At 34.2% G+C, this 25,222-nt stretch carries 22 protein-coding genes and 2 tRNA genes; 20 read left to right on the top strand and 4 right to left on the bottom strand.

The genetic code is table 11. From position 1 onward, the window contains the following. Positions 1-9: 9 nt before the first annotated feature. From rlmB to NLM59_RS09815, 10 genes are all read left to right on the top strand, one after another. On the top strand, positions 10-738 hold the full coding sequence (rlmB, locus tag NLM59_RS09860; protein WP_304417614.1) for a 23S rRNA (guanosine(2251)-2'-O)-methyltransferase RlmB: 729 nt from the start codon (positions 10-12) through the stop codon (positions 736-738). Between the two features lie 45 nt (positions 739-783). Continuing rightward, a complete protein-coding gene (locus NLM59_RS09855) occupies positions 784-1,050 on the top strand; it encodes a hypothetical protein (protein WP_304417613.1) in 267 nt (88 codons plus the stop codon). Between the two features lie 88 nt (positions 1,051-1,138). Then, entirely contained in the window at positions 1,139-1,903 is a 765-nt protein-coding gene (tpiA, locus tag NLM59_RS09850) for a triose-phosphate isomerase (RefSeq protein WP_304417612.1), read from the top strand. A 3-nt stretch (positions 1,904-1,906) separates the two neighbouring features. After that, positions 1,907-2,734, top strand: a complete 828-nt coding sequence (gene prmA / locus NLM59_RS09845) for a 50S ribosomal protein L11 methyltransferase (protein ID WP_304417611.1) — start codon at positions 1,907-1,909, stop codon at positions 2,732-2,734. 33 nt (positions 2,735-2,767) lie between these two features. Further along, entirely contained in the window at positions 2,768-3,073 is a 306-nt protein-coding gene (locus NLM59_RS09840) for an ATP-dependent Clp protease adaptor ClpS (RefSeq protein ID WP_304417610.1), read from the top strand. A 93-nt stretch (positions 3,074-3,166) separates the two neighbouring features. After that, positions 3,167-3,580: a Holliday junction resolvase RuvX gene (ruvX, locus tag NLM59_RS09835; protein ID WP_304417609.1), complete on the top strand. Its 414-nt coding sequence runs from the start codon at positions 3,167-3,169 to the stop codon at positions 3,578-3,580. Between the two features lie 134 nt (positions 3,581-3,714). Beyond that, on the top strand, positions 3,715-4,287 hold the full coding sequence (gene def / locus NLM59_RS09830; protein WP_304417608.1) for a peptide deformylase: 573 nt from the start codon (positions 3,715-3,717) through the stop codon (positions 4,285-4,287). 15 nt (positions 4,288-4,302) lie between these two features. Continuing rightward, positions 4,303-4,722, top strand: a complete 420-nt coding sequence (locus tag NLM59_RS09825; protein ID WP_304417607.1) for a DUF5606 family protein — start codon at positions 4,303-4,305, stop codon at positions 4,720-4,722. Beyond that, positions 4,723-5,493 (top strand): nucleoside triphosphate pyrophosphohydrolase, encoded by a 771-nt coding sequence (gene mazG, locus NLM59_RS09820; RefSeq protein ID WP_304417606.1) that lies wholly within the window; start codon positions 4,723-4,725, stop codon positions 5,491-5,493. A gap of 108 nt (positions 5,494-5,601) precedes the next feature. Further along, positions 5,602-6,210: a fumarylacetoacetate hydrolase family protein gene (locus tag NLM59_RS09815; RefSeq protein WP_304417605.1), complete on the top strand. Its 609-nt coding sequence runs from the start codon at positions 5,602-5,604 to the stop codon at positions 6,208-6,210. A 120-nt stretch (positions 6,211-6,330) separates the two neighbouring features. Here the strand turns inward: NLM59_RS09815 and NLM59_RS09810 are convergent, their stop codons facing one another. The 4 genes from NLM59_RS09810 to NLM59_RS09795 all read right to left on the bottom strand — a co-directional run bounded on the left by NLM59_RS09810 (position 6,331) and on the right by NLM59_RS09795 (position 11,240). Beyond that, positions 6,331-7,470, bottom strand: coding sequence for an acyl-CoA dehydrogenase (locus NLM59_RS09810; RefSeq protein WP_304417604.1), 1,140 nt, complete (start codon positions 7,468-7,470; stop codon positions 6,331-6,333). A gap of 720 nt (positions 7,471-8,190) precedes the next feature. Then, entirely contained in the window at positions 8,191-9,036 is an 846-nt protein-coding gene (locus tag NLM59_RS09805) for a 1,4-dihydroxy-2-naphthoyl-CoA synthase (protein WP_304417603.1), read from the bottom strand. A 187-nt stretch (positions 9,037-9,223) separates the two neighbouring features. After that, a complete protein-coding gene (locus NLM59_RS09800) occupies positions 9,224-10,915 on the bottom strand; it encodes a PspC domain-containing protein (protein WP_304417602.1) in 1,692 nt (563 codons plus the stop codon). Next, on the bottom strand, positions 10,908-11,240 hold the full coding sequence (locus NLM59_RS09795; protein ID WP_304417601.1) for a PadR family transcriptional regulator: 333 nt from the start codon (positions 11,238-11,240) through the stop codon (positions 10,908-10,910). Before NLM59_RS09795 ends, NLM59_RS09800 begins: the two co-directional genes overlap by 8 nt. Before the next feature lie 411 nt (positions 11,241-11,651). On the opposite strand from NLM59_RS09795, the gene NLM59_RS09790 reads away from it, so the two are divergent. The 10 genes from NLM59_RS09790 to pdeM all read left to right on the top strand — a co-directional run bounded on the left by NLM59_RS09790 (position 11,652) and on the right by pdeM (position 25,194). Then, a complete protein-coding gene (locus tag NLM59_RS09790; RefSeq protein WP_304417600.1) occupies positions 11,652-12,632 on the top strand; it encodes an amidohydrolase family protein in 981 nt (326 codons plus the stop codon). A gap of 250 nt (positions 12,633-12,882) precedes the next feature. Then, on the top strand, positions 12,883-17,235 hold the full coding sequence (gene dnaE / locus NLM59_RS09785; protein WP_304417599.1) for a DNA polymerase III subunit alpha: 4,353 nt from the start codon (positions 12,883-12,885) through the stop codon (positions 17,233-17,235). Between the two features lie 95 nt (positions 17,236-17,330). Then, complete coding sequence (gene trxA / locus NLM59_RS09780) at positions 17,331-17,645, top strand: thioredoxin (protein WP_304417598.1); 315 nt, start codon at positions 17,331-17,333, stop codon at positions 17,643-17,645. A gap of 79 nt (positions 17,646-17,724) precedes the next feature. Continuing rightward, positions 17,725-18,642 carry a T9SS type A sorting domain-containing protein gene (locus tag NLM59_RS09775; RefSeq protein WP_304417597.1) on the top strand — a complete coding sequence of 306 codons (918 nt, stop codon included), beginning with the start codon at positions 17,725-17,727 and terminating at the stop codon, positions 18,640-18,642. 186 nt (positions 18,643-18,828) lie between these two features. After that, positions 18,829-18,902, top strand: a tRNA-Asp gene (locus NLM59_RS09770). A gap of 330 nt (positions 18,903-19,232) precedes the next feature. After that, a tRNA-Asp gene (locus NLM59_RS09765) sits at positions 19,233-19,306 on the top strand. A gap of 168 nt (positions 19,307-19,474) precedes the next feature. Beyond that, complete coding sequence (locus NLM59_RS09760) at positions 19,475-20,482, top strand: ligase-associated DNA damage response exonuclease (protein ID WP_304417596.1); 1,008 nt, start codon at positions 19,475-19,477, stop codon at positions 20,480-20,482. Between the two features lie 3 nt (positions 20,483-20,485). Next, on the top strand, positions 20,486-22,081 hold the full coding sequence (locus NLM59_RS09755) for an ATP-dependent DNA ligase (protein WP_304417595.1): 1,596 nt from the start codon (positions 20,486-20,488) through the stop codon (positions 22,079-22,081). Between the two features lie 17 nt (positions 22,082-22,098). Beyond that, complete coding sequence (locus NLM59_RS09750; RefSeq protein ID WP_304417594.1) at positions 22,099-24,537, top strand: ligase-associated DNA damage response DEXH box helicase; 2,439 nt, start codon at positions 22,099-22,101, stop codon at positions 24,535-24,537. Between the two features lie 27 nt (positions 24,538-24,564). Then, positions 24,565-25,194, top strand: a complete 630-nt coding sequence (pdeM, locus tag NLM59_RS09745) for a ligase-associated DNA damage response endonuclease PdeM (protein WP_304417593.1) — start codon at positions 24,565-24,567, stop codon at positions 25,192-25,194. Positions 25,195-25,222: the final 28 nt, after the last annotated feature.

The raw sequence follows: 25,222 nt of genomic DNA, 5'->3' as shown, positions 1-25,222 counted from the left end.
TTTTACCGCATGAAGGATAGAATTTTCGGTCTTAGACCTGTTTTAGAAGCTATAGAAGCTGGAAAAACCATAGATAAATTAATGATTCAGAAAGGATTGCAAGGCGACCTATACCATGAATTATTAGATAAAGCCACGGAATACGGAATTCCGATGCAACAGGTTCCAATACAAAAACTTAATCGATTAACAGGTAAAAATCACCAAGGTGTATTTGCTTTTATTTCGCCAATTGATTTTTATAAAATTGAAAATGTATTACCAAGCATTTACGAAGCAGGTAAAAATCCTTTAATTTTAATTTTAGACCGCGTAAGCGATGTTCGTAATTTTGGAGCTATCGCTAGAACCGCAGAGTGTACGGGTGTAGATGTTATCATTATTCCAGAGAAAGGTTCTGCTTCTGTTAACGAAGACGCTATAAAAACTTCGGCGGGAGCACTTTATCAAATTCCTGTGTGTAAAGTAAAATCATTGAAGGAAACGATTAAATTTTTACAACTTTCGGGAATTTCTATCACTTGTGCATCTGAGAAAACAAGCGACACCATTTACGACATGGACTTTAGTTTACCGACAGCCATTGTAATGGGTAGTGAAGATGACGGAGTTTCAAATGAGTTAATCAGGATTTCTGATAATTTAGCTAAGTTACCTATGTATGGTGAAATCGGATCGCTGAACGTATCTGTGGCTTGTGGTGCATTTCTATATGAGGTAATTAGACAAAGACTCTAATTAGCATGAAACTTAAATTCATCTTTTAATTAAAACATAAAAATTATGACTTATTCATCTATCATTGGTTTACTCCTTACAGCGATTGGTTTGTTTTTATACATCATTCAAGAGCCGGATTATACTTATAAAGAATTCTATATTGCAGCTATGTTAGGCGCTGGAATAGGTTTATTAATTGGTGGTTTCTTAGGTTATGCACAGAAAAAACGTAAGAAAATCATTGAACCAAAGTTTGAGTCTAAAACAGAAGCTAGTTTTAAAAATGAGCCTATCAATAAGATAGATGATGAGAGCGGTTTAAATCTCTAATTAAAATATTAAATTCTGCCCTATTAGCTTAAATAACATTGGTTGATATTGGCTTTATTTTCTTAACTTTATTTCAAATTCTAATATTATGAGAAGAAAAATTGTAGCAGGTAACTGGAAAATGAACTTATCTTGGGATGAGGCTAAATCGCTTCTACTTGGAATCAATAACTTTGTAAATAGACACAAACCAGAGTCTAAAGTAATTGTTTGTCCTCCTTTCCCATTTTTAGATAGAGCTAATGATATTTTTATTGGACATGCATCGGTAGGTGCTCAAAATATTTCTGAATTCGAAAACGGTGCATATACCGGAGAAATCTCAGGAAGTATTTTAAATTCCATTGGAGTTCACTACACCATTGTTGGTCACTCAGAAAGACGTAAATATTTCCACGAAACTAATGAGCAAATTGGTGAAAAAGTTGCCATGGCTATCAAAAAAGGAATTAAAACAATTGTTTGTTGTGGAGAAACCGGAGAAGAAAGAGAAAGTGGAAACCAAAACAATGTGGTTAAAGAACAACTAGATGTTGCTTTAAAAAATATTTCTCCTGAAGATATGGTTCGCCAGATTATTGCTTATGAACCAGTATGGGCCATTGGAACTGGTCAAACTGCTTCTCCAAGTCAAGCTCAAGAGATGCACGCCTTTATTAGAAACGAAGTTTTAGAGCCATTATTTGGAGCCGACGTAGCCAACGAGGTTAGAATTTTATATGGTGGTAGTGTAAACTCTGGTAATGCAGATGATTTATTCTCACAACCTGATATTGATGGTGGATTAATCGGTGGAGCTTCTCTTAAATTAGATGACTTTACTTCAATTATACACGCAGCAGAAAGAAATTAATCAATGGATTTCATAGAATATAATTTTACTATTTCACCTCCTACTCCATGGTCGGAGATATTATTAGCCAAACTTTCCCAGATTGAATTTGATTCATTTGAAGAAAATGACACAGGTCTAAAAGGCTACATAAAAAGAGATTTCGACGACGAGGAATTTGTCCAAGAACAAATTGGAGAAATGGAAGGTGCACAAATCACCTACGAGAAGCAAAACATTCAGCAGGTGAATTGGAATGAGGAATGGGAGAAAAACTTTCAACCGATTTCTGTAGATGATCGATGCTATATTAGAGCCGAGTTTCATGAAGAGAAACCGAACGTTAAATATGACATTGTGATTCAACCCAAAATGTCTTTTGGTACAGGGCATCACGAAACAACTCATTTATTAATAGAATTTATTCTAGATACAGAATTTGATGATAAAGTGGTTCTCGATATGGGAACTGGAACTGGGATTTTGGGGATTTTAGCTAAAATGAGAGGAGCCAAATCCGTTGATGCCATTGATATCGATGAATGGTCGTACGAAAACGCTATTGAAAATGCAGAGCGTAATAAGGTTGATATTCAAGTGATGAAAGGTGGTGCTGAGTCTATTCCATCTTCTACAGAGTATGATATTATTTTAGCCAATATCAACAAGAATGTTTTAATTGAGGATATGCCATTTTATGTAAATCAATTAAAGAAAGGTGGAACGCTGTTTTTGAGTGGTTTATATAATTTTGATGAAGATGATATCAGAAAAGAAACCGAGAAATATGGCTTAACTTTTGAGGCTAAAAGAATAAGAAATGAGTGGATAGCTTTAAAATTTAATTATTAAATTGATTTTAAAGTAGTCAGTAAGATTATAATTATGAAATATTTAAAGGAAGAATCAATTCATTTTCAGACTAAAATCAAGGAAAAAGAAGAGGTACTTGTTTTAGAAGAAGAAACAATTAAGCATCAGATTATTTTGCATAATGATGATGTGAATACATTTGATTGGGTAATTAAATGCCTAATCGATATTTGTGATCATGTCCCTATGCAAGCCGAACAATGTGCAATGATAGTACACTATAACGGTAAATGCGATGTTAAATCTGGTGATCTTAAGGATTTAAAACCAAAATGCGAAGCATTATTGGATAGAGGCTTAAGCGCAGAGATTGTATAAAATTAAATCAGGAGAGACATTTTCAGTCTCCCAGAATAAACCTAGGGTTATGTATTTTTAAGTAAATCATAACCCTTATTTACTTAAAATAATATGTCAAAGATTCTTGCAATAGATTACGGTAAAGTACGAACAGGATTAGCAGAAACTGATCCTATGCAGATAATTGCGTCAGCTTTAGAAACAGTTGCAACCAAGGAATTAAACAAATATTTAGAGAAGTACTTAGCAGAAAATGACGTTAAGGATGTGGTGGTTGGTTTGCCTATGAGAGCCCATGGGGTGCCTGGCGAAATTGAAGAAGATATTCAAAAGTTTATTAAAAAATTCACTAAGAAATATCCTAATATTGAGATTCATAGAGAAGACGAAAGCTACACCTCTATTCGAGCATCTGAAGCTATTTTCGCAGCAGGTACAAAAAAGAAAAAACGTCGCGAAAAAGGTTTAATTGACCGTGTAAGTGCCACCTTAATTCTTCAACAATTCATGGATCGGTCTTCCTAAATTGGCTTTAATTATTTTATTTTGAGCTTTAAATTAAGAATCTAGTCTATCATAAAACAATTTGCTTCTAATTCCGTTAGAATATTTCTATTCATCAAAAATTGTTTAACTTTGAGCCCTAAATTTTTTAGCCTATGATATTACCAGTTCGCGCTTATGGCGACCCGGTTTTACGAGCCATGTGCAAGGACATAGATAAGGATTATCCTGAATTGGATACTCTATTAGAAAATATGTTCGAAACCATGTATGCATCTCACGGTGTTGGTTTGGCAGCTCCTCAAATTGGTTTACCTATCCGACTTTTTATTGTTGATGTTTCACCTTTTGCGGAAGATGAAGAAGACGAGGAATTAATTGCTGAGCTTAAAGATTTCAAAAAAGTATTTATTAATGCCAAAGTTGTTGAAGAAACAGGTGAGTCTTGGAAATTCAACGAAGGATGCCTGAGTATTCCTGGTGTTAGAGAAGATGTTTCTAGATTAGAAAACGTGACTTTGGAGTACTATGATGAAAACTTTGAAAAGCATACCACTACTTTTACAGGATTGCCAGCTCGTGTTATTCAGCATGAATACGATCATATAGATGGTATACTATTTACCGATTATTTAAGCGTTTTTAAAAAGAGATTAATTAAAAAGAAACTTAAAAATATTTCAACCGGCGATGTAAGTGTTGATTATAAAATGAGATTTCCAAAATAAGAATTAAAGAATAATATGAATATAGATAAAGTAATTTCGATTTCCGGTAAACCGGGCTTATTTACCCTAGTTACCCAAGCAGCTAATGGTTTTATTGCAGAAAACCTAGATAACAATAAGAAAACTGCGGTTCCAGCTTCTGCGAACGTGAGTTTATTGAATAACATTGCTATTTATACTTTAAACGAGGAAGTTCCTTTAGTAGAAGTTTTCCAAAAAATCTATGATAAAGAAAACGGTGGTCAAGCAATTAATCACAAGTCTTCTGAAGCTGAGTTGAGAGCTTATATGTCTGAAGTTCTTCCAGATTATGACGAGGATAGAGTTTACAAATCAGATTTGAAAAAACTTTTCCAATGGTACAACATCTTACATAGAAATAATATGTTAGAAAGTACTGAGGAAGAAACAGTTGCATCTGAAGAAGAGGAATAAATGAATTCACGCGAAGCCCAATTACAGGCATTTGATAGATTGTTGACGATTATGGACGAATTGCGTGAGCAATGTCCGTGGGATAGAAAACAAACCATGGAAAGTCTTCGTCATCTTACCATAGAAGAAGTCTATGAATTGGGCGATGCTATTCTTGATGAAGATTTAGAAGAGGTTAAAAAGGAATTAGGCGACGTTTTCTTACATCTTGTCTTCTATAGTAAAATCGGTTCTGAGAAGAAAGCTTTTGATATTGCTGACGTTTTAAATTCCGTTTGCGAAAAATTGATTCATCGTCATCCTCATATCTATTCAGATGTGGAAGTGGCCGATGAAGATGAAGTAAAACGTAATTGGGAAAAACTAAAACTGAAAGAAGGAAAGAAATCTGTTCTAGAAGGTGTTCCCAAAGGTTTACCAGCTATGGTTAAAGCGTTTAGAATGCAAGAGAAAGCCAAAGGCGTTGGATTTGAATTTGATAATGTAGAGGATGTTTTAGCTAAAGTAAAAGAAGAAATTTCTGAATTTGAAGCTGAAAAGGACTCCGATTTAATGGAAAAAGAAATGGGAGATGTATTTTTCTCATTGATTAATTACGCCAGATATATCGGTATCAATCCTGAAAATGCATTAGAAAGAACAAATCAAAAATTCATTAAGCGCTTTCAGAAAATGGAAGAACTTTCGAAAGAAAGAAATCTTGTTTTTAATGAGCTAAGCTTAGCTGAACAAGATGCTCTTTGGAACGAAACCAAGAAAGACATTAACTAAACTTCTAGATTGAATTTTAAAAATATAGATTCCACTTTTTCATCAGAGAAAGTGGAATTTTTAATTTAGCCTAATGAATAAATCAAGCTTAAAACCTATCTTTATCCTATGAAAATTATTTGCATCGGAAGAAATTATACAGAACATGCCAAGGAATTAGGAAATGCAATTCCTGAAGAACCTGTTCTATTTATAAAGCCATCAACGTCGCTTAATACAAGCTCTTCAATTGAACTTCCATCTTTTAGCGAGGATATTCATTTTGAATTGGAATTAGTGCTTAAAATCTCTAAAACAGGTAAGAAAATATCTGAAGAAGATGCACAGTATTATTTTAATGAAATTGGTTTAGGCATTGACTTTACAGCTAGAGATGTTCAATCTAAACTAAAGGAAAAAGGACTTCCCTGGGAAAAAGCTAAAGCATTTGATGCATCTGCCGCGGTATCCGATTTTGTTTCGTTGAATGAGCTTAAAAACAAGCAGGAAATTCAATTTGAACTCCATCAGAATGAAGAATTAAAACAAGCTGGAAACTCAAAAAATATGCTTTTTAATTTCCATCAAATTATAGCTCATGCATCACAATACTTTACTTTAGAAAAAGGAGATTTAATTTTCACAGGAACGCCTAAAGGTGTAGGGAAAGTTAACTCAGGTGATGTATTGATAGGAAGTTTAGAAGGAAAAAAATTACTAGAGGTTAATGTTAAGTAATATCTTTATTTGAGGATAATACTACTTATTATTCTTTGCTTAAAGACAATTCAAAAAGATTAAATAAAAAAAGACACCTGAATTAGGTGTCTTTTTAATTTATATTGGAATGTAATTTAATTAATCAGCGATAGCTCTAGAAATTACAATTTTCTGAATTTCAGAAGTTCCTTCGTAGATCTGTGTAATTTTAGCATCACGCATCAATCTTTCTACGTGGTATTCTTTTACGTATCCATAACCACCGTGAATTTGAACAGCTTCAACAGTAACGTCCATAGCTACTTGAGATGCTTTTAATTTAGCCATAGCACTAGACAAGTCAAAACTTTCTCCATTGTCTTTATCTAAAGCGGCACGGTAAACCAACATTCTAGCTGCTTCAATTTCGGTGTGCATATCTGCTAATTTAAATGCGATAGCTTGGTGACGCATGATTTCTTTACCAAATGCTTTTCTTTCTTGTGCATATTTTAAAGCTAATTCATAAGCTCCTGCAGCAATACCTAAAGCTTGGGCAGCGATACCAATTCGTCCACCAGATAAAGTTTTCATTGCGAATTTGAATCCAAATCCATCCTCACCAATTCTGTTTTCTTTTGGAACTTTAACGTCCGTAAACATTAATGAATGTGTATCTGAACCTCTAATTCCTAATTTATCCTCTTTTTTACCCACAACGAAACCATCCATACCTTTCTCAACGATTAAAGCATTGATTCCTCTGTGTCCTTTTTCTGGATCTGTTTGTGCAATTACTAAATAAATAGAAGCTGAGTTACCATTAGTAATCCAGTTTTTAGTACCGTTTAATAAATAGTAATCACCCTTATCCTCTGCTGTAGTTCTTTGAGAAGTAGCATCAGAACCAGCTTCTGGCTCAGATAAACAGAATGCTCCAATTTTCTCACCTGAAGCTAATGGTTTTAAATATTTCTGCTTTTGTTCTTCGGTACCGAATTTCTCCAATCCCCAACAAACAAGTGAGTTATTTACTGACATAGCAACTGAACATGATGCGTCAATTTTAGAGATTTCCTCCATTGCCAATACGTAAGACAAGGTATCCATACCACTTCCACCGTATTCTGGGCTCACCATCATCCCCATGAATCCTAACTCACCCATTTTCTTGATTTGGTCCTGAGGGAATTTCTGTTGATCATCTCTTTCTATAACGCCTGGTAAGCAGTCAGTTTGTGCAAAATCACGAGCTGCTTGCTTAATCATTTGCTGCTCTTCTGTTAATTTAAAATCCATGAATTAAAATTTAAGAATGCAAATTAACAAAATTCTGTGTAACATTTCACTTATTAACACCTATAAAATGAAAGATTTATATAGATTTTAAATAAAATGAGAAAGCCTCCTAACGTTGTACATCGTACGCAGTTATGAGGCTTTCATTATAGAATTGTTACTTAGTCATAGAATAAATAATTTTCTTCTGAGTATATCGCTTCTTACATTAATTACAAACTTGATTAAATGCTATAAAAAAGATGTTTAAATAAAATTCAATTTTCCTTTTATACTACAAACCTAGTGTGAGATTGCTGAATTCGTTTTGTATTATTTCTATCAAAACTAATTGATGACGATAATTAAATTCAACTCGAAATTAAAACTTGTTAGTTTTCTAACTCCACTCATTTGAATTACTGAGCGCAAGATTTAAAAAAATCATATGCTCGAAAATTATTTGGTATTTTGTTTTAACAAAATGTATGTCTAAGAACTCCTCTGCAATCAAGTCATATCTTGAATTGATTGTATAACAAATATAGATCAAGAATTTGATTCCTACAAATAATTGTTGCTCAAAGATTTAAACCACTTATCAACATCATTTATAAACAATTGTTAATAAATATTAATTAAATGATATACAGTTGATTAAAATAAAAATTCTTTTACTCAACACAACTTATTAACAGTTAGCAAAACAGTTATTTAATTATAAGATTCAATTTTTAAGGTCTATGGAATCCATTTTTTCTCAAAATTAGGCTTACGTTTTTCTAAAAATGCGTTTCTTCCTTCCACTGCTTCATCTGTCATGTAAGCTAATCTTGTAGCTTCTCCAGCAAAAACTTGTTGTCCTACCATACCATCATCTGTTAGGTTCATAGCAAACTTCAACATTTTAATTGAAATTGGTGATTTAGCTAAGACTTCTTGAGCCCATTCAAAAGCAGTTTCTTCTAATTCATCATGAGGAACTACAGCATTTACCATTCCCATTTCATAAGCTTCTTGAGCAGAATAATTTCTACCTAAAAAGAATATTTCTCTCGCTTTTTTCTGACCAACCATTTTTGCTAAATAAGCAGATCCATAACCTCCATCAAAGCTCGTTACATCAGCATCCGTTTGCTTAAAAATAGCATGTTCTTTACTAGCTAAAGTCATATCACAAACTACGTGTAAACTATGTCCTCCTCCTACTGCCCATCCATTGACAACACAAATAACTGCCTTCGGCATAAATCTAATCAAACGCTGAACCTCTAGGATATTCAGTCTATGATAACCATCTTCACCAACATATCCTTCTTTACCTCGAGCGGCTTGATCTCCTCCACTACAAAAAGCCCAACCTCCATCTTTTGGCGATGGTCCTTCTGAACTTAATAAAACCACTCCTACAGATGTATCTTCTTGGGCATCATGAAATGCTCTCAATAATTCAGAGGTAGTTTTAGGACGGAAAGCGTTTCTTACTTCCGGACGATTAAAGGCAATACGTGCTACTCCATCACATTTTTTATACGTAATATCTGTAAAGTCGAAACCTTCGACCTCCTTCCAGTTTATTTTTCCCATTATGTTTATTTTTATTATTCAATTTGACAATTAAGCAAATATAATCGATTTAAGATTCTTTTGCTTACTGAGATTTGATATGAATACCTAAGCAATTTAATTGCTAACATTAAAAAAACAAAACTGCCTATCCTCTAAGAGAATAAGCAGTTATTTTTATATGTTAGTCCTTATTTAAACGATGATATCAATCAACAATTGAATCAGCTTCGCTAGAAATAATAAGATTACTTGTATCATTTTTATTGGTTTTTATAATTATTGAGTCTTCACCACTTTTAATTTTTAACTCCCTTTCGGAATTCAAATTGTTGGACTTGTCTAAATTGGTTTTACCCGGACAATTTATACACTTCAATAAGTTATTCTCAAAGGTATAAATATTTTCCGAATCTACATCATGCCATGTATAACTTCCATTTTCGTAACTCTCTACATCATCGACATTTCTAAAGATAACGTTCTTTCCTTCTGGTAAGAATAAAGTAGTTTTTACATCTTGCTTTCTCCAACGTTGCCCTTCTTTTAAGAATAAGAAATTATCCAATCTAATTAAACTATCTTCAACTGTATAATTGTAATTAGCTCCTTTTAAATTATTAGCAGCCCTAGCTTCAGTTCTTCCTTTACCCGAAATCTTTAATTCAACATAAGCATGACCTGTAGTAGACTTTTTCAAAGTTAAATCATCATCCACTGGCACCGCAAAATGTCCATCTTTTATTTGAAAAGTATCATCAAAATCGAAGTCACCATAATCATCATCACGCTGAACGATAATCGTATTAGCATTGGTTGGAATATTTACAGTCTCTGTGATAGAACTTGTACGTTGAAATTCTGTCAAAGTATAAACACTAACCCCAATTAAACCGAATACACCAAGTATCCATAAAGTAGGTAACGTGAAAGCAATGAATCTAGGCACTTTATATCGCGAAGAAATTAATCTTACGGCAATTAAAACCAATACTACGGCTGGAATGATCATCACCAAAGCAAAACTTATATAGGCAACAATTTGCTCCCAACTTCCTTCAAACAGATAAGGTAAATACGAATTTAAACTAAAACCAGCAATCCCAATTCCAAATATGGCAACCATAAAAGCTATTAACAAAGTAAGCGCTATCATAAACAAGAAGAATATAAATATAGCAGCCATAATCTTTACAAGAAGCTTTAGAACATCACCAATTACACTTCCAGAGTTTTGTGCCACCCGGCGAGCATCATTTCCAAATTCTTTTACATTCTCACGAATGCTTTCCGGGCTGTTGCCAAAAAAATCCTTAATCGAATCTACGTTAACAGGCTCTCCACGCATCTGTAATTTGTCAGAGGTAGTTTTTGCCAACGGAATAATCAACCATAATATAATGTAGGTGAAAATTAACATTCCAGTTGAAACTCCAAGAAAAATAAAATCTAAGAATGGCATTAACACCAAGAATAACCTTACCCAAACAGCATCTACGCCTATGTAATGTGCAATACCAGAGCATACTCCACCCAACATTTTATCATCCGGATCACGAAACAGTTTTTTGACACCAATTCCGGGTTTGGTATAGGTTCTCCCTCCAGAACTTGCGCTTGGCTCATCATCTAAAAATTCTTCGTTATAAAAATCCTCAGGTTGCCCCATGGTTTCTACGAGATAAGATACATCAGATGGATTCACAACCTCGCGTCCCATCATTTTTTCTCTTAATAATTCGGCCATTCTATATTCTACATCATAAATGATTTCGTCAACCCCTGGCGAATTACGCAAAGAGACTTTAATGTCACTTAAATATTTTTTAAGAATGTTGTAGGCTACTTCGTCAATCATAAAAGCAAAGCCTCCTAAACTTATGTTATATGTCTTATCCATTTTCTTGAGTTATTTGGTTAACGGTGTTTTGTAGTTGATTCCAAGTGTGTTTTAAATCATTTAAAAAATCTTGACCTTTTTCGGTCAGAGAATAGTACTTTCTAGGCGGTCCAGAAGTGGATTCTTCCCATCTGTAATTGAGTAAATCGGCATTTTTAAGTCGGGTGAGCAAAGGGTACAATGTCCCTTCTACCACAATCATCTCTGCAGATTTTAGCTCCTCTATTATATCAGATGCATACAAATCTCCTCGTTTGATGATACTCAAAATGCAAAGCTCTAAGATGCCTTTTCTCATCTGTATTTTAGCTTTTTCTGCATTCATGAATTGAATTTTTAATGGTTATTTAAACTTATTTCAATAGCTATATAGAACTATCTAATGCAAACATACAAACAATAGACAGTACTTTGCAAAACAAAGTACCTTATGAGTAACAAATTTAACTTAAGTTTAACATTGTTTTGTTTCAGATTTATATAAAATTTTATTCAAAAATGGACCAGTTCTCAGCGTAGAATTGAGCTAAGGTGATTTTCAGCTAAATCTAAACTTATCAATTGGTAAAATCGCTTTTAAGTACATTCTGACAATTAAGAAGCCTACTTTTCAGAAAAGCGTTGAGAATTAAACTATTAATTCTTTGTTGAAAACGGGTTAAATAATAGTTCCAACTAATTTTTCTAAACAGATACAAAGCCGTAAATTTGGTTGATTTTAATTTCAAAGCATAATATGAGCGATTTACATTATTTTAATCCACAAGAAGCAGTAATCCAACGAATTAAAGAAAAAGGCGGTTGGGTGAATTGTCACGCACACTTAGACAGAGCGTTTTCACTTCAGCAAGACACCTTCTCTTTCACCAATTCTTACTTAAAAGAAAAATGGCATTTAGTTGATGAAATGAAGAAAAACTCTTCAGTTCAGACTATTTATGACCGTATGGCGAGAGCAATTGAGCTTTTCCTAAGTCAAGGCGCGCAAGCTGTAGGTACTTTCATCGACGTTGACGACGTAATGGAAGACAAAAGTATGATTGCAGCAAGAAGAATTAAAGAAGACTTTGGTTCAGACATCGAGATTCGTTTTGCGAACCAAGTATTGAAAGGAGTAATCGATCCAAAAGCAAAAGAGTGGTTCGATTTATCTTCTGACTTTGTTGACATTATTGGTGGTTTACCAGCTAAAGACTTTGGTCAAGAAGAAGAGCACTTAGACATCTTGATGGAAACAGCTAAAAACAAAGGTAAATTAGTTCACGTTCACGTGGATCAGTTTAACACAGACGAAGAAAAAGAAACTGAGTTATTAGCACGTAAAACTATTGAGCACGGAATGCAAGGAAAAGTGACAGCTGTTCACTCTATTTCAGTTGCTGCTCATCCAAAAAAATATAGATACGAGTTATATGATCTAATGAAAGAGGCAGATTTACATGTTATTTCTTGTCCTACTGCATGGATTGATCATAATCGTACAGAAAGATTAGCTCCAAGTCATAACTCTGTAACGCCAGTTGACGAAATGATTCCTCATGGAATTAATGTTGCGTTTGGTACAGACAACATCAACGATATTTACAAGCCATTCTCTGATGGAGATTTATGGACTGAGTTAAGAGTAATGTTAGAATCTTGCCACTACTACGATGTAGAAAAATTATCTGATATCGCTACCGTAAACGGTTTGAAGGTATTAGGTATTCAAAAATAAAACATTAAACTTCAATGCAAATCCATTCAAGTTTTTGGATGGGTTTGCATTTTTTAGGCTTTAATAATTAAATAAATCGCTCTTTTTAGAGTTTTCCTTTTTTTATTACACATAATAATATTCAACTATTTCTTAATTAGATTGAAGAATTGGTTGCCCCCAATTTTAAATTTAATTGATTAACTTTAGTTGCAATTTTTAAATTAAAATCACACCCATTAATAACCACTCCTTACCTACTAACAATACTATGCGTTACCTAATTTTTGATACTGAGACAACTGGATTACCTAAGAATTTTAATGCTCCTTTATCAGACAGTGAAAACTGGCCAAGAATGGTACAATTGGCATGGCAAATTCACGATGAACAAGGTAGGCTGATAGAAAACCACAACCATATAATTAAACCCGAAGGATACACCATTCCTTTTAATGCGGCAAAGATTCATGGTATTTCCACCGAAAAAGCTATTGCAGAAGGTGAAGATTTGGTTGAAATCATCAATAAATTCGAAAGTCATCTTACGCCAGATACCATCATCATTGGTCACAATATTGAATTTGATATCAATATTGCGGGTGCAGAAATGTTTAGGAAAGATTTACCTACCGAGAATCTAACAAGTCTTCCTATCATCGATACCAAAGATGAAGGTACCAATTACTGTCAGATTCCTGGAGGACGAGGTGGTGGATATAAATGGCCAACGCTTTCAGAATTACACAACAAACTTTTTGGAACTCCTTTCGATGAAGCCCACAACGCAGCAGCCGATGTTAATGCAACCGCACGTTGTTTCTTTGAACTCGTAAGATTAGAAGTAATACCTTTTTCCTTAACTAAATTTACACCAGAAAATTATGCTGCTTTCAAAGAGCATTTTCCGGATGTAATACAACCTTATGATATTGAGGTAGGAACTCAAATCGCTGATAGTCTTGCAGAAACTGATATTTCTTTAAATCTTGAATCAAAAGAAGATTTAAAGTCTGATATTGACTCACCATTCTTCCATTTCCATAACCATAGCTCCTTCTCTATTCTATCTGCTACAACTAAAGTGGATGAACTTGTAGAACGTGCTATAAAAGAAAATATGCCTGCAGTTGGAATGACCGATATGGGGAATATGATGGGTGCATTTCATTTTATTGCAGCAGCAGAAAAATTGAATAAAGACAGAGAAAACCCAATCATTCCTATAGTTGGATGTGAGGTTTATGTTTCTGAAAGATATCAACAAACGAAGTTTACCAAAGACAATCCAGATCGAAGATTTACACAAGTTCTATTGGCCAAAAACAAGGCTGGATATCATAATTTAGCTAAAATCTCTTCAACAGGTTACACGGACGGTTACTATATGGGCTTTCCGCGTGTTGGTAAAGAGGTGATTTTAAAGTTTAAAGAAAATTTAATTGCCACTACTGGCGCATTAACGAGTGAAATTCCAAATTTAATCTTGAATGTTGGTGAAACTCAAGCCGAAGAAGCATTTTTATGGTGGAAAGAACATTTTGGAGAAGATTTTTATGTTGAGCTCATTCGTCATGGACTAGAGGAAGAAAATCACGTAAACAATGTCCTATTAGAATTTGCGCGTAAGCACGATGTTAAAGTATTAGCGCAGAACAATACATTTTACCTAGATCAATCTGAATCAGAAGCACACGATATTTTATTATGTGTTCGTGATGGTGAAAAACAATATACACCTATCGGAAGAGGTAGAGATTTCAGGTTTGGTTTCCCTAATAATGAGTTTTACTTTAAGTCTCAAGCTCAAATGGAGAAGCTTTTTGAAGACATCCCAGAATCCATTAGTAATTTTGAGGACTTTATTAAAAAGTTTGAACCATATACACTTCAACATGAAGTATTACTTCCTAAATTCGATATTCCAGATGAATTTAAAGATTCACAAGATGAAGTTGATGGCGGTGTAAGAGGTGAAAATAATTATTTACGCCATTTAACTTATGAAGGTGCCAAAGCACGCTATGGAGAAATTACGCCAGAAATTTCTGAAAGACTAGATTTCGAACTTGAAACCATTGAAAAAACGGGATATCCTGGTTATTTCTTAATTGTACAAGACTTTACCTCACAAGCTAGAAAAATGGGCGTTTCTGTTGGTCCGGGTCGTGGTTCTGCTGCTGGTTCTGCCGTGGCTTATTGTGTTGGGATTACCAATATTGACCCTATTAAATATGACTTACTATTTGAGCGTTTCTTAAATCCAGATAGGGTTTCACTTCCCGATATCGATATTGACTTTGATGACCGTGGTCGTGATGTTATTATTCAATGGGTAGTGGATAAATACGGAAGCTCTCAGGTAGCTCAAATTATTACATATGGTACGATGGCCGGAAAATCTGCTGTTAGAGATACCGGTCGTGTGTTGGATTTACCTTTATCCGACACGGATAGAATCGCCAAGAAAGTTCACGCCAAATTAAACAAGATGTTAGATTTGGATGAAAACGAAGTAAAGAAAAAATTCAATAACGATCAGATTGGTGATGTAATGGATTTAATTAAAATCTACAAAGACAACACCGAGGAATCTAGAATTATTCAGCAAGCCAAAGTAATTGAAGGAAGTATTAGAAATACTGGTGTACATGCTTGTGGTGTAATTATTACGCCTACCGATATTAGAGAGTTAATTCCGGTGGCTGTTGCTAAGGAGAAAAGTGGAGATTCTAAAGAAAAATCTGAAAATCAAATTGTAACTCAGTTCGATAACTCTGTTGTGGAAAACGCAGGATTATTGAAAATGGATTTCTTAGGTCTAAAAACGCTAACCATTATTATGGATGCGGTGGAACTAATTAAAGAAACTTCAGGTGTTGAATTGATTCCAGACGATTTCCCATTAGATGACCCAAAAACCTATCAAGAGATTTTCCAAAAAGGAAAAACTACTGGAGTGTTCCAATATGAGTCACCTGGGATGCAGAGTAACCTTAAGTTATTAAAACCCGATAAGTTTGATGACTTAATTGCGATGAACGCTTTATACCGTCCAGGTCCTATGGCCTATATCCCGAACTTTATTGACAGGAAACATGGTCGTGAGGAGATTCAGTATGACTTACCAGAAATGGAAGAATATCTATCTGAAACTTATGGAATTACCGTTTATCAGGAGCAAGTAATGTTGCTTTCGCAGAAGTTGGCCAACTTTACTAAAGGTGAAGCCGATTCATTGCGTAAAGCGATGGGTAAAAAGCTATTAGGTCCACTGGCTGAACTTGAACCTAAATTCAAGAAACAAGCAAAAGAAAACGGCCATCCAGAGAAAGTATTAGATAAAATTTGGAAGGACTGGATTGCATTTACGCAATATGCTTTCAATAAATCTCACTCGACTTGTTATGCTTATGTAGCCTTTCAAACTGCTTATTTAAAAGCTCATTATCCAGCGGAGTTTATGGCGGCTGTATTGAGTAATAACATGAATAATATCAAGCAGATATCTTTCTTTATGGAGGAATGTAACCGCTTGGAAATTCCTGTATTAAGTCCTGATGTGAATGAGAGTAATTTATTTTTTAATGTTAACAAACAGGGAGCGATTCGTTTCGGATTGGCTGCTGTAAAAGGAGTTGGTGCTGGTGCAGTAGAATCTATTGTTCAGGAAAGAAGAGAAAACGGAAGATTCGAAAGTATTTTTGATTTTGTTAAACGAGTTGATTTAAGCCAGGTAAATAAGAGAACCTTAGAGAATCTAATTCTTGCAGGAGCATTTGACGAAGTGGATAAATATCATCGTGGTCAATATTTCTTCGAAGACGAAAATGGTGTGACTGTTTTAGAGAAAATCGTAAAATTTGGTCAAGCCACACAAAAAGGAGGAAATGAAAATCAAATTTCATTATTTGGGGAAGAAACCATGCAAGACACAATTCAATCTCCAGAAGTGCCATTCTGTCAAAAATGGCCAGAGGTTTATGCCCTGAATAAAGAAAAGGAAGTGGTTGGAGTTTATATTTCGGCACATCCCTTAGATAAGTTTAAAAATGAAATTAAGTTTTTTACCAATTTCGAACTCAACCGTTTAAATGGTGATCTAAAAAGAATGGTTAACAAAAGTGTAAAAGTAGGTGCCATAATTACAGATGCCAAAGAATTCACCTCTAACAAAGATGGTAGTAAGTTCGGTATCATCACTTTAAATGACTACACAGATAGTTATGAGTTCAGAGTGTTTGGCGCAGAATATCTTAAGTTAAGGCCTTTCTTAGATGTCAATCAAATGGTTCTTGTCAGGTTAGAGATATCCGAAAATAAATGGAGCAAGAAAATATTTGTCAATATTAAAGATGTAGAATTACTTTCTGAAGTAATTGAGAAAAACGCCAGAGAAGTAATTTTGAACCTAGATATCAATGATTTAAATGAAGATTTACTTCAACAATTAATGAAAGTTGTTTCCGAGCATAAAGGACATCAAAAATTAACGGTGAATTTACGAGACAAAGAAATGAGAAAAACTTTTAAAGCACAGGCACTTGGTACAAAAGTTGACATTCAAAGAGAGTTTCTAGATGCTCTGAGTGATATTGATTTAATTAATTTCTCATTGAATTAGGTTTAAAAATTTATATAAGATTATTAATTATCTTTATAGCTAGAATTAGAAACATTAGAAATAATAACTAAATTTACATTTACAAATAAAAAATTATGGCATTAGAAATTACAGATGGCAACATCAAAGAAATTTTAGACACAGATTTACCTGTAATGATTGATTTTTGGGCAGCTTGGTGTGGTCCATGTAGAATGGTAGGTCCTTCTGTAGAAGCGTTAGCTGAGGAATTCGAAGGAAAAGCTGTTATTGGTAAGGTTGATGTTGACAACAACCCTGATACGGCTGCTGAATTTGGAATTAGAAATATCCCTACAATTTTATACTTTAAGAACGGAGAAGTTGCTGACAAAGTTGTTGGAGTTGTTCCTAAAGATCAGTTATCAAATAAATTAGAGGCTTTAATGTAAGCTCTATTAAAATAGAATTTTAACAAAACCATTCTTTTAATAGAATGGTTTTTTTATATTAATACTTAAAATAAAAGTTATGAGAAAAATTTATTCACTACCTCTCCTACTATTAACTGCTTTTATTTCAGCTCAAACTAATATTTCGTTTGAAGCAGAAGAAGGATATAGTTTAGGAAATTTACACGCACAAAACAGCTGGGAAGTAACAGAAAGTAGCGACGGAATTGTACAATACCAAACGATTTCAGACGAACAAGCCTCTGAAGGTGTTTTTTCATTTAAAAATGGGCACGAACCAGATTATGACTTTCAATGGTTTCCAATTTTTGGTGGTTCATTATCTTTTAGTGAAGCTATTTCTAGCAATTTAGTATTTAGCATTAGTTATGACATTTTAGTAACTGGACAACAAGGAGCCGACTTTGAATTCACTGTGTTTGGAATCAATGATAACGAAGAATACGAACCCATTGCCGGAGTTGGAATCGAAAACAGAGGTTTAATTTATGTAATCAACTCTGGTGAATATGCCTCACAATATACCGAAGCTAACTGGGAAATCAACGAATGGAATACGGTTATGGTAGAGGTAACTATGAATGACTTACTCTATTATTTAAATGATGAATTAATAGCTAGTGTTCCAAGATTTAATGAAATCGACGCGCTAGGAATTAACTTCCTACACAACAATTATGGTCATGATGCTTATTATGACAACATTGAAATTAATCATGAGGTTTTAAACACTAATGATGTAGTAACAAACTCTAAATTTAATATCTATCCTAACCCTGTGTTGAACGAATTAAATGTTTCTATTGACAGTGGACAGATCGATTCGGTTTATGTTTATGATATGTCAGGAAAAATCGTCGCTAAATACTTTGGTCAAAAAAGCATGAACCTAGAGAAATTAGCAGCTGGAAACTATGTAATTCATGTGACAACAGCAGATGGCAAAAAATATCAAAGAAAATTTATTAAAAAATAAGTCTTAAAATTGATTGAAATTCAACTTATTAAATCTAATAGCGAATCCTAGCTCATTATAAAGTTAAATTTTCTTGTAGTTTTTGTTTGGTTGTTAAAAATTTTATTCTATTTTTGCAATCGCAATTCAGAGGAACGGTGGTTACAAGAAGAAACTACTACTGATTAGCAAACAAACAAAAACTTTGATCCGGTAGTTCAGCTGGTTAGAATACTTGCCTGTCACGCAAGTGGTCGCGGGTTCGAATCCCGTCCGGATCGCTTTTTAAGCCTTAAGATTTTTCTTGAGGCTTTTTTTATGTCTTAAAATTAACGCTAACTCCCCTATTCCGTTCATTTAAAATGGTAGTAATCTTACCTTAAAGCCATTTATCAATCACTTAGCTTTAATTACAATTAAAATTAAATTATTTTTAAAGTTTTAACATTCACAAAACGAATGAGTTCGAAGCTATAGCTGAAAAGAAGAGCATTTTTCTATGGAATATTGTTTGTTAGTTTAAATTTTAATTCTATATTTGCAATCGCATTTCAGAACAATGGTAGTTAAGAGAAGAAATTACTACTGAAAAGCTAAAAATTAAAAATACTGATCCGGTAGTTCAGCTGGTTAGAATACTTGCCTGTCACGCAAGTGGTCGCGGGTTCGAATCCCGTCCGGATCGCATTTTAAAGCCTTAAGATTTTTCTTGAGGCTTTTTTTATGCCTCAAAATTCCTCTCCTCTTTTCTTCTTTATTGCAACACTATCCTCCACAATTATTTATGGAAACATTTTTGCATTAGAATCATTGACATATAAATCATTAAATTTCAATAATTCAAATCTTGTAATTGAAGAATTTTATTCAATTTTCACCTAAAGGCATTTATTGCATTCCAGGAAAATTCTATTTAGATCCATGGAAGCCGGTAGACTATGCTATAATTTCTCACGGACACGCAGATCATGCACGTTCCGGAATGAAACATTATTTATGTCATCACTACACCAAACCTATTATTCAACATAGAATTGGTAAAGACATATCCGTTGAAAGTATTGGCTATAATGATCCTATTCACATCAATGGCGTTAAAGTATCTCTTCATCCGGCAGGACATTTAATTGGTTCTGCTCAAATTAGACTTGAATGGAAAAGTTACGTTTTTGTGTTCTCAGGAGATTATAAAGTAGATGAAGATAAAATCAGCACTCCCTTTGAGCCTGTAAAGTGTCACACCTTCGTTACAGAATCAACTTTTGGCTTACCTATTTATAAATGGCAGAAAAACGATGTCTACAAAGAGCAATTAACGAACTGGGTTCGTCGCAATCAAGAAAATAATAAAACCAGTGTCTTTTTTGGGTATTCGCTCGGAAAGGCACAACGCATTATGAAATTAATTGAAGGTGTTGATGAAATTTATGTTCATTCGGCGATTGATAATTTAAACAAAGCTATAGAAAGTACGGGTTATGAAATTCCAAATTATCATAGAATCGATTGGGACAACAGAAAGCAAATGGATGGCAAAATCGTTATCGTTCCTCCTGCTCTATTAGGCTCAAATATGATTAAAAAAGTTCCCAATGCAGCTACAGCAATTTGTTCGGGTTGGATGCAAATTCGTGGAAATAGAAGATGGAAATCTGTTGATGCTGGCTTTCCTATCAGCGATCACGCGGATTGGGATGGATTAATTTCTGTTGTAAAAGCAACTGAAGCCGAAAAAGTTTATGTTACACATGGTTCTCAGGCCACTTTTGCTAAATATTTAAATGAAATTGGCATCGAAGCTTATGAACTAAAAACTGAATATGGCGAAGAAGAAAAATCTGAAACCGAGTTAAAGTCCTAGGCCATGAAACACTTCTCTGAACTCATATCAACCGTCGAAATGACTAATAAGACCAATGCAAAGATTGCTGCATTGGCTAACTATTTTGAGACGGCCGAGGACCGCGATAAATTATGGTTAATTGCTCTTTTTACTGGAAAAAGACCAAAACGTCCTGTCAAAACCACACTCATGAAAGAATGGGCAATGGAAATCGCCAACATTCCGGAATGGTTATTTTTAGAAAGTTATTCAGCTGTGGGAGATTTAGCAGAAACTATTTCCCTCATTTTACCAGAGCCTCAAAATGAAATCAACAAACCGCTTCATGTTTGGATGAATGAATTAAAAAAACTTAAATCTAAATCAGATGAGGACAAAAAAAATTATGTAACTAAAGCTTGGCAGGGATTATCTCAACAGGACAGATTGATTTTTAATAAATTAATTGGTGGAAGTTTTAGAATAGGCGTTTCTAAGAAAACATTGGTGAATGGTTTGTCTAAATTTTCCGGTCGAGATGCGAATCAACTCATGCATAGTATCATTGGTAACTGGGATATGAATTCCATTAGTTTTGATGAATTAATTTCTGGAGAACACATTAATTATGATGATTCCAAGCCGTATCCTTTCTGTTTGGCCTATGCACTTGAAAAGGATTTAAACGAGCTTGGCTCACCTAAAGAATGGCAGGTAGAATATAAATGGGACGGAATTCGAGGTCAAATTGTAAAGCGAAACGACAAAATCTTCATTTGGTCGCGTGGTGAGGAATTGGTAACCACTCAATTTCCTGAATTAGTCGAGGTTTTTAAAAATATAAAAGAAGATTTCGTTATCGATGGCGAGATTCTACCACTGAAAGACGGAAATGTTTTACTTTTTAATGATTTACAAAAAAGATTAAATCGTAAAAATGTTACCAAAAAGCTTTTAGAAGAGGTTCCGATTGGTTTTTATATGTACGATTGTATGGAATGGAATGAAACTGACATTCGTGAAAAAACTTTGCAATTTAGAAGAGAAAAATTAGAAGAATTAACTGCAGATATACAAAGTGAGCTCATCAAACTTTCAGAAATTATACCATTTGAAAATTGGGAGAAACTAAGAAAAATTAGAGAAGATGCTAGATCTATCAATTCAGAAGGATTGATGCTGAAACAAAAAGCTTCACCCTACCATACCGGAAGGAAAAGAGGCGATTGGTGGAAGTGGAAGGTCGATCCACTAACGATAGATGCTGTTATGATTTATGCTCAACGTGGCTCTGGAAGACGAAGTGGTCACTATAGTGATTATACTTTTGCTGTGAGAGATGGTGAGAAATTGGTTACCATTGCCAAGGCCTATTCTGGATTAACTGATAAAGAAATTCAAGAAGTTAGTCGATTTGTTCGTAAAAATGAGATTGAAAAATTCGGGCCTGTTAGAACTGTTAAACCTGAGCTTGTGTTTGAAATCGCTTTTGAAGGAATTGCATTAAGTAATCGCCATAAATCTGGCGTGGCTTTAAGATTTCCAAGAATTAAAAGATGGAGAAAAGATAAAACAGTCGATGAAATTGATACGATTGAAAGCGTCAAAGCTTTAATTGACTCACTATCTATTGAATAATTTAAAGGATTAAGCGAGTGTCTAAATTTAAAAATAGTGAAGGATATCAGATCTTTTCTGACTGGATGCATTCCAAAGGCAATGAGGCTTTTCCATTTCAAGAAAAAACTTGGGCGAAATTCAGCACAGGCCATAGCGGAATGGTCGTTGCACCAACGGGCTATGGTAAGACTTTTTCTGTATTCTTGGCCGTTCTAACCGACTATTTAAATCACCCAAAAAAATACGCTGGTAAAGGAATTAAACTCATTTGGGTTTCTCCTCTACGCTCTTTGGCCAAGGATTTACAGCGTGCGATGCAAGAAGTTATTAATGAAATCGGACTCGACTGGTTGGTTGAAACTAGAAACGGAGATACGCCTGCAAAAATCAAACAACGACAAGCGCGATCGATGCCGGAGATATTAATCGTAACACCAGAAACACTTCATTTGTTGTTCGCTATGAAAAATCATCAACGATTTTTCAAAAATATTCAATGTATTGCAGTCGATGAATGGCACGAACTCTTAGGCAGCAAACGTGGCGTTCTTACTGAATTAGCGATTTCTTACCTTCAAAAATTTAACGCTCAACTTAAAATTTGGGGAATTACAGCAACCATTGGAAATCTAGAAGAAGCTATGGAAGTTTTAATTCCATATGACATCAAAAAAACTTCTGTTGAAACCAAGTTAAAGAAAAAGACAGAAATTGAAACTGTATTTCCTGATGAAATTGAGGTTTTACCTTGGGCTGGACATTTGGGTTCTAAAATGGTGGATAAGATTCTTCCAATTATCAATCAAGCTGAAACTGCTCTTATTTTCACAAATACAAGAAGTCAATCTGAGATATGGTATCAACTGATTTTAGCTGGCGATCCATCTTTGGCGGGATTAATTGCCATTCATCACGGCTCGATTGACAAAAACCTTAGAGAATGGATTGAAGATAATTTATCCTCAGGGAGATTAAAAGCTGTTATTGCTACTTCCTCATTGGATTTAGGAGTTGATTTTAAACCTGTAGACACCGTCATTCAAATTGGTTCTGTGAAAGGCGTTGCAAGGTTTTTACAAAGGGCTGGTAGAAGTGGCCATTCTCCTTTTGAAACCTCAAAAATCTATTTTGTTCCGACACATTCGTTAGAATTAATTGAAATTTCAGCGATAAAAGAAGCGGTTAAACAAAAGGTGATTGAAGTTAGAACTCCCATGGTTTTAACCTATGATGTCTTAATCCAATTTTTAGTGACTTTGGCTGTTGGAGATGGTTTTAGAGAAGATGAAGTCAAAGAAATTGTAGAAAGAATACATGCCTTTAAATATTTAAGTAAAGAAGATTGGGCTTGGGCATTTAATTTTATTACCCAAGGTGGGACTGCATTAAAACGTTATGAAGAGTATCATAAAGTTGAAATTCAAGAGGATGGACTTTATAAAGTTACCAATAGGAGAATTGCGTCGCTACATCGCATGAACATGGGCGTGATTGTGAGTGATGTCATGATGAAAGTTAAATTCAGAAGTGGAGGATACATCGGAATGGTCGAGGAATATTTCATCTCAAAAATGAAAATTGGAGATAAATTTATTTTAGCTGGACGAACTTTAGAGCTTTTAAACATAAAAGATACCATCGCCTATGTGAAATCTTCTAGCGGAAAAGCAATTACGCCCAGTTGGCTGGGTGGTCGTTTGCCGCTATCTTCGGATTTAAGTCATTTTATGAGAACTAAGTTGGCCGATGCCTTGCAACCAGCACCAAAAGAAAAAGAATTAAAGTTTTTAAATCCTTTGCTGATCCGCCAAGACGAACGCTCTCATATTCCAAAATCGGATGAATTTTTGGTTGAAATGATAAAAACCCGCGATGGGCATCATCTCTTTATGTATCCTTTTGAGGGAAGATTAGTTCACGAAATTTTCGCATCGATAATCGCCTATCGTATTAGTTTGATTAAACCCATTAGCTTCACTATCGCTATGAATGATTATGGTTTTGAACTTTTAAGCGATCAAGAAATTCCATTAGATGAAGAGAGTTTATTTAAAATTTTAAGTTTAGAAAATCTAATGCAAGATGCTGTGGGGAGTGTAAATGCAACAGAAATGGCTTCTAGAAAATTCAGAGATATTGCAGTGATTTCAGGCTTAGTCTTGCAGAATTATTATGGTAAAAGTAAGAATCACAAGAGTTTGCAAAGTTCTTCAGGTTTAATCTTTAGAGTTTTAGAAGATTATGAACCCAATAATTTATTATTAAAACAAGCTTATACCGAGGTTTTCGACCAACAATTCGAAGAAGTTCGTTTGAAGAAAGCATTTAATAGAATTGCGCATAGTAGATTAATTTTCAAAAGAGCTACAGCATTTACACCGCTTAGTTTTCCAATAAAAGTGGATAGCCTTCGTGCGAGTATGAGTAACGAAGATTTGGTGAAAAGAATTGAAAAAATGCAAAAGTTGAAGTAGTTTTATAAACTCAAAAGATAGAAAGGTTTGGAGATTCAATTTAGTGGAGAAAAATTTATTTTAGATGCGGGAAAAGCCTTGTTTCATGTTGATTCCAAAAGTCTAATCATTGCCGATGTTCATTTAGGGAAATCCACTCATTTTAGAAAAAACGGAATTGCCATTCCTAGTAATATCGCCGAAAGTGACTTAAGTCGTTTGGCTGATTTAATTAAAAAACACGCTCCTAATCAAGTTATTATCGCAGGTGATTTCTTTCATGCGTCTGCCAATTCAGAAATTGAAATTTTCAAAACCTGGAAAGCGAATTATTTAGACTTAAAATTCATATTGGTTAAAGGTAATCATGACCGATTAAAAGCTTCAGTTTATGAAGAACTAGGCATCGAATTAGTTCATCAAAACTTAGAATTTGAAAATTTTATCATAACACATCATCCACAAGAAAAGCCGAATAAACCAAGTATTTGTGGACATATACATCCTGGTGTGTATTTAAAATTAAACGCTCGACAAAAAATTAGATTAGCAAGTTTTCTTCTTCAAAAAAATCAAATCATTTTACCTGCGTTTAGTGAGTTTACAGGATTAGACACTTCTTTACAATCCACTGGAAGGAATTTTGTAATTGCAGATAACAGCATTTTAGAGATATAAAAAACTCCCTTTCTAATGAAAAGGAGTT

The sequence above is a fragment of the Profundicola chukchiensis genome (assembly GCF_029664245.1).
Classification (GTDB): Bacteria; Bacteroidota; Bacteroidia; order Flavobacteriales; family Weeksellaceae; genus Profundicola; species Profundicola chukchiensis.
This window is presented reverse-complemented; position numbering and strand designations above follow the sequence as displayed.

Coding starts and splice junctions, on each gene's coding strand:
- tpiA (WP_304417612.1), top strand. CDS start 1,139: ATGAGAAGAAAAATTGTAGCAGGTAACTGGAAAATGAACTTATCTTGG.
- mazG (WP_304417606.1), top strand. CDS start 4,723: ATGAATTCACGCGAAGCCCAATTACAGGCATTTGATAGATTGTTGACG.
- def (WP_304417608.1), top strand. CDS start 3,715: ATGATATTACCAGTTCGCGCTTATGGCGACCCGGTTTTACGAGCCATG.
- NLM59_RS09790 (WP_304417600.1), top strand. CDS start 11,652: ATGAGCGATTTACATTATTTTAATCCACAAGAAGCAGTAATCCAACGA.
- NLM59_RS09815 (WP_304417605.1), top strand. CDS start 5,602: ATGAAAATTATTTGCATCGGAAGAAATTATACAGAACATGCCAAGGAA.
- NLM59_RS09755 (WP_304417595.1), top strand. CDS start 20,486: ATGAAACACTTCTCTGAACTCATATCAACCGTCGAAATGACTAATAAG.
- NLM59_RS09805 (WP_304417603.1), bottom strand. CDS start 9,036: ATGGGAAAAATAAACTGGAAGGAGGTCGAAGGTTTCGACTTTACAGAT.
- NLM59_RS09795 (WP_304417601.1), bottom strand. CDS start 11,240: ATGAATGCAGAAAAAGCTAAAATACAGATGAGAAAAGGCATCTTAGAG.
- NLM59_RS09825 (WP_304417607.1), top strand. CDS start 4,303: ATGAATATAGATAAAGTAATTTCGATTTCCGGTAAACCGGGCTTATTT.
- trxA (WP_304417598.1), top strand. CDS start 17,331: ATGGCATTAGAAATTACAGATGGCAACATCAAAGAAATTTTAGACACA.
- ruvX (WP_304417609.1), top strand. CDS start 3,167: ATGTCAAAGATTCTTGCAATAGATTACGGTAAAGTACGAACAGGATTA.
- NLM59_RS09855 (WP_304417613.1), top strand. CDS start 784: ATGACTTATTCATCTATCATTGGTTTACTCCTTACAGCGATTGGTTTG.
- rlmB (WP_304417614.1), top strand. CDS start 10: ATGAAGGATAGAATTTTCGGTCTTAGACCTGTTTTAGAAGCTATAGAA.
- NLM59_RS09775 (WP_304417597.1), top strand. CDS start 17,725: ATGAGAAAAATTTATTCACTACCTCTCCTACTATTAACTGCTTTTATT.
- NLM59_RS09800 (WP_304417602.1), bottom strand. CDS start 10,915: ATGGATAAGACATATAACATAAGTTTAGGAGGCTTTGCTTTTATGATT.
- NLM59_RS09840 (WP_304417610.1), top strand. CDS start 2,768: ATGAAATATTTAAAGGAAGAATCAATTCATTTTCAGACTAAAATCAAG.
- dnaE (WP_304417599.1), top strand. CDS start 12,883: ATGCGTTACCTAATTTTTGATACTGAGACAACTGGATTACCTAAGAAT.
- prmA (WP_304417611.1), top strand. CDS start 1,907: ATGGATTTCATAGAATATAATTTTACTATTTCACCTCCTACTCCATGG.
- NLM59_RS09810 (WP_304417604.1), bottom strand. CDS start 7,470: ATGGATTTTAAATTAACAGAAGAGCAGCAAATGATTAAGCAAGCAGCT.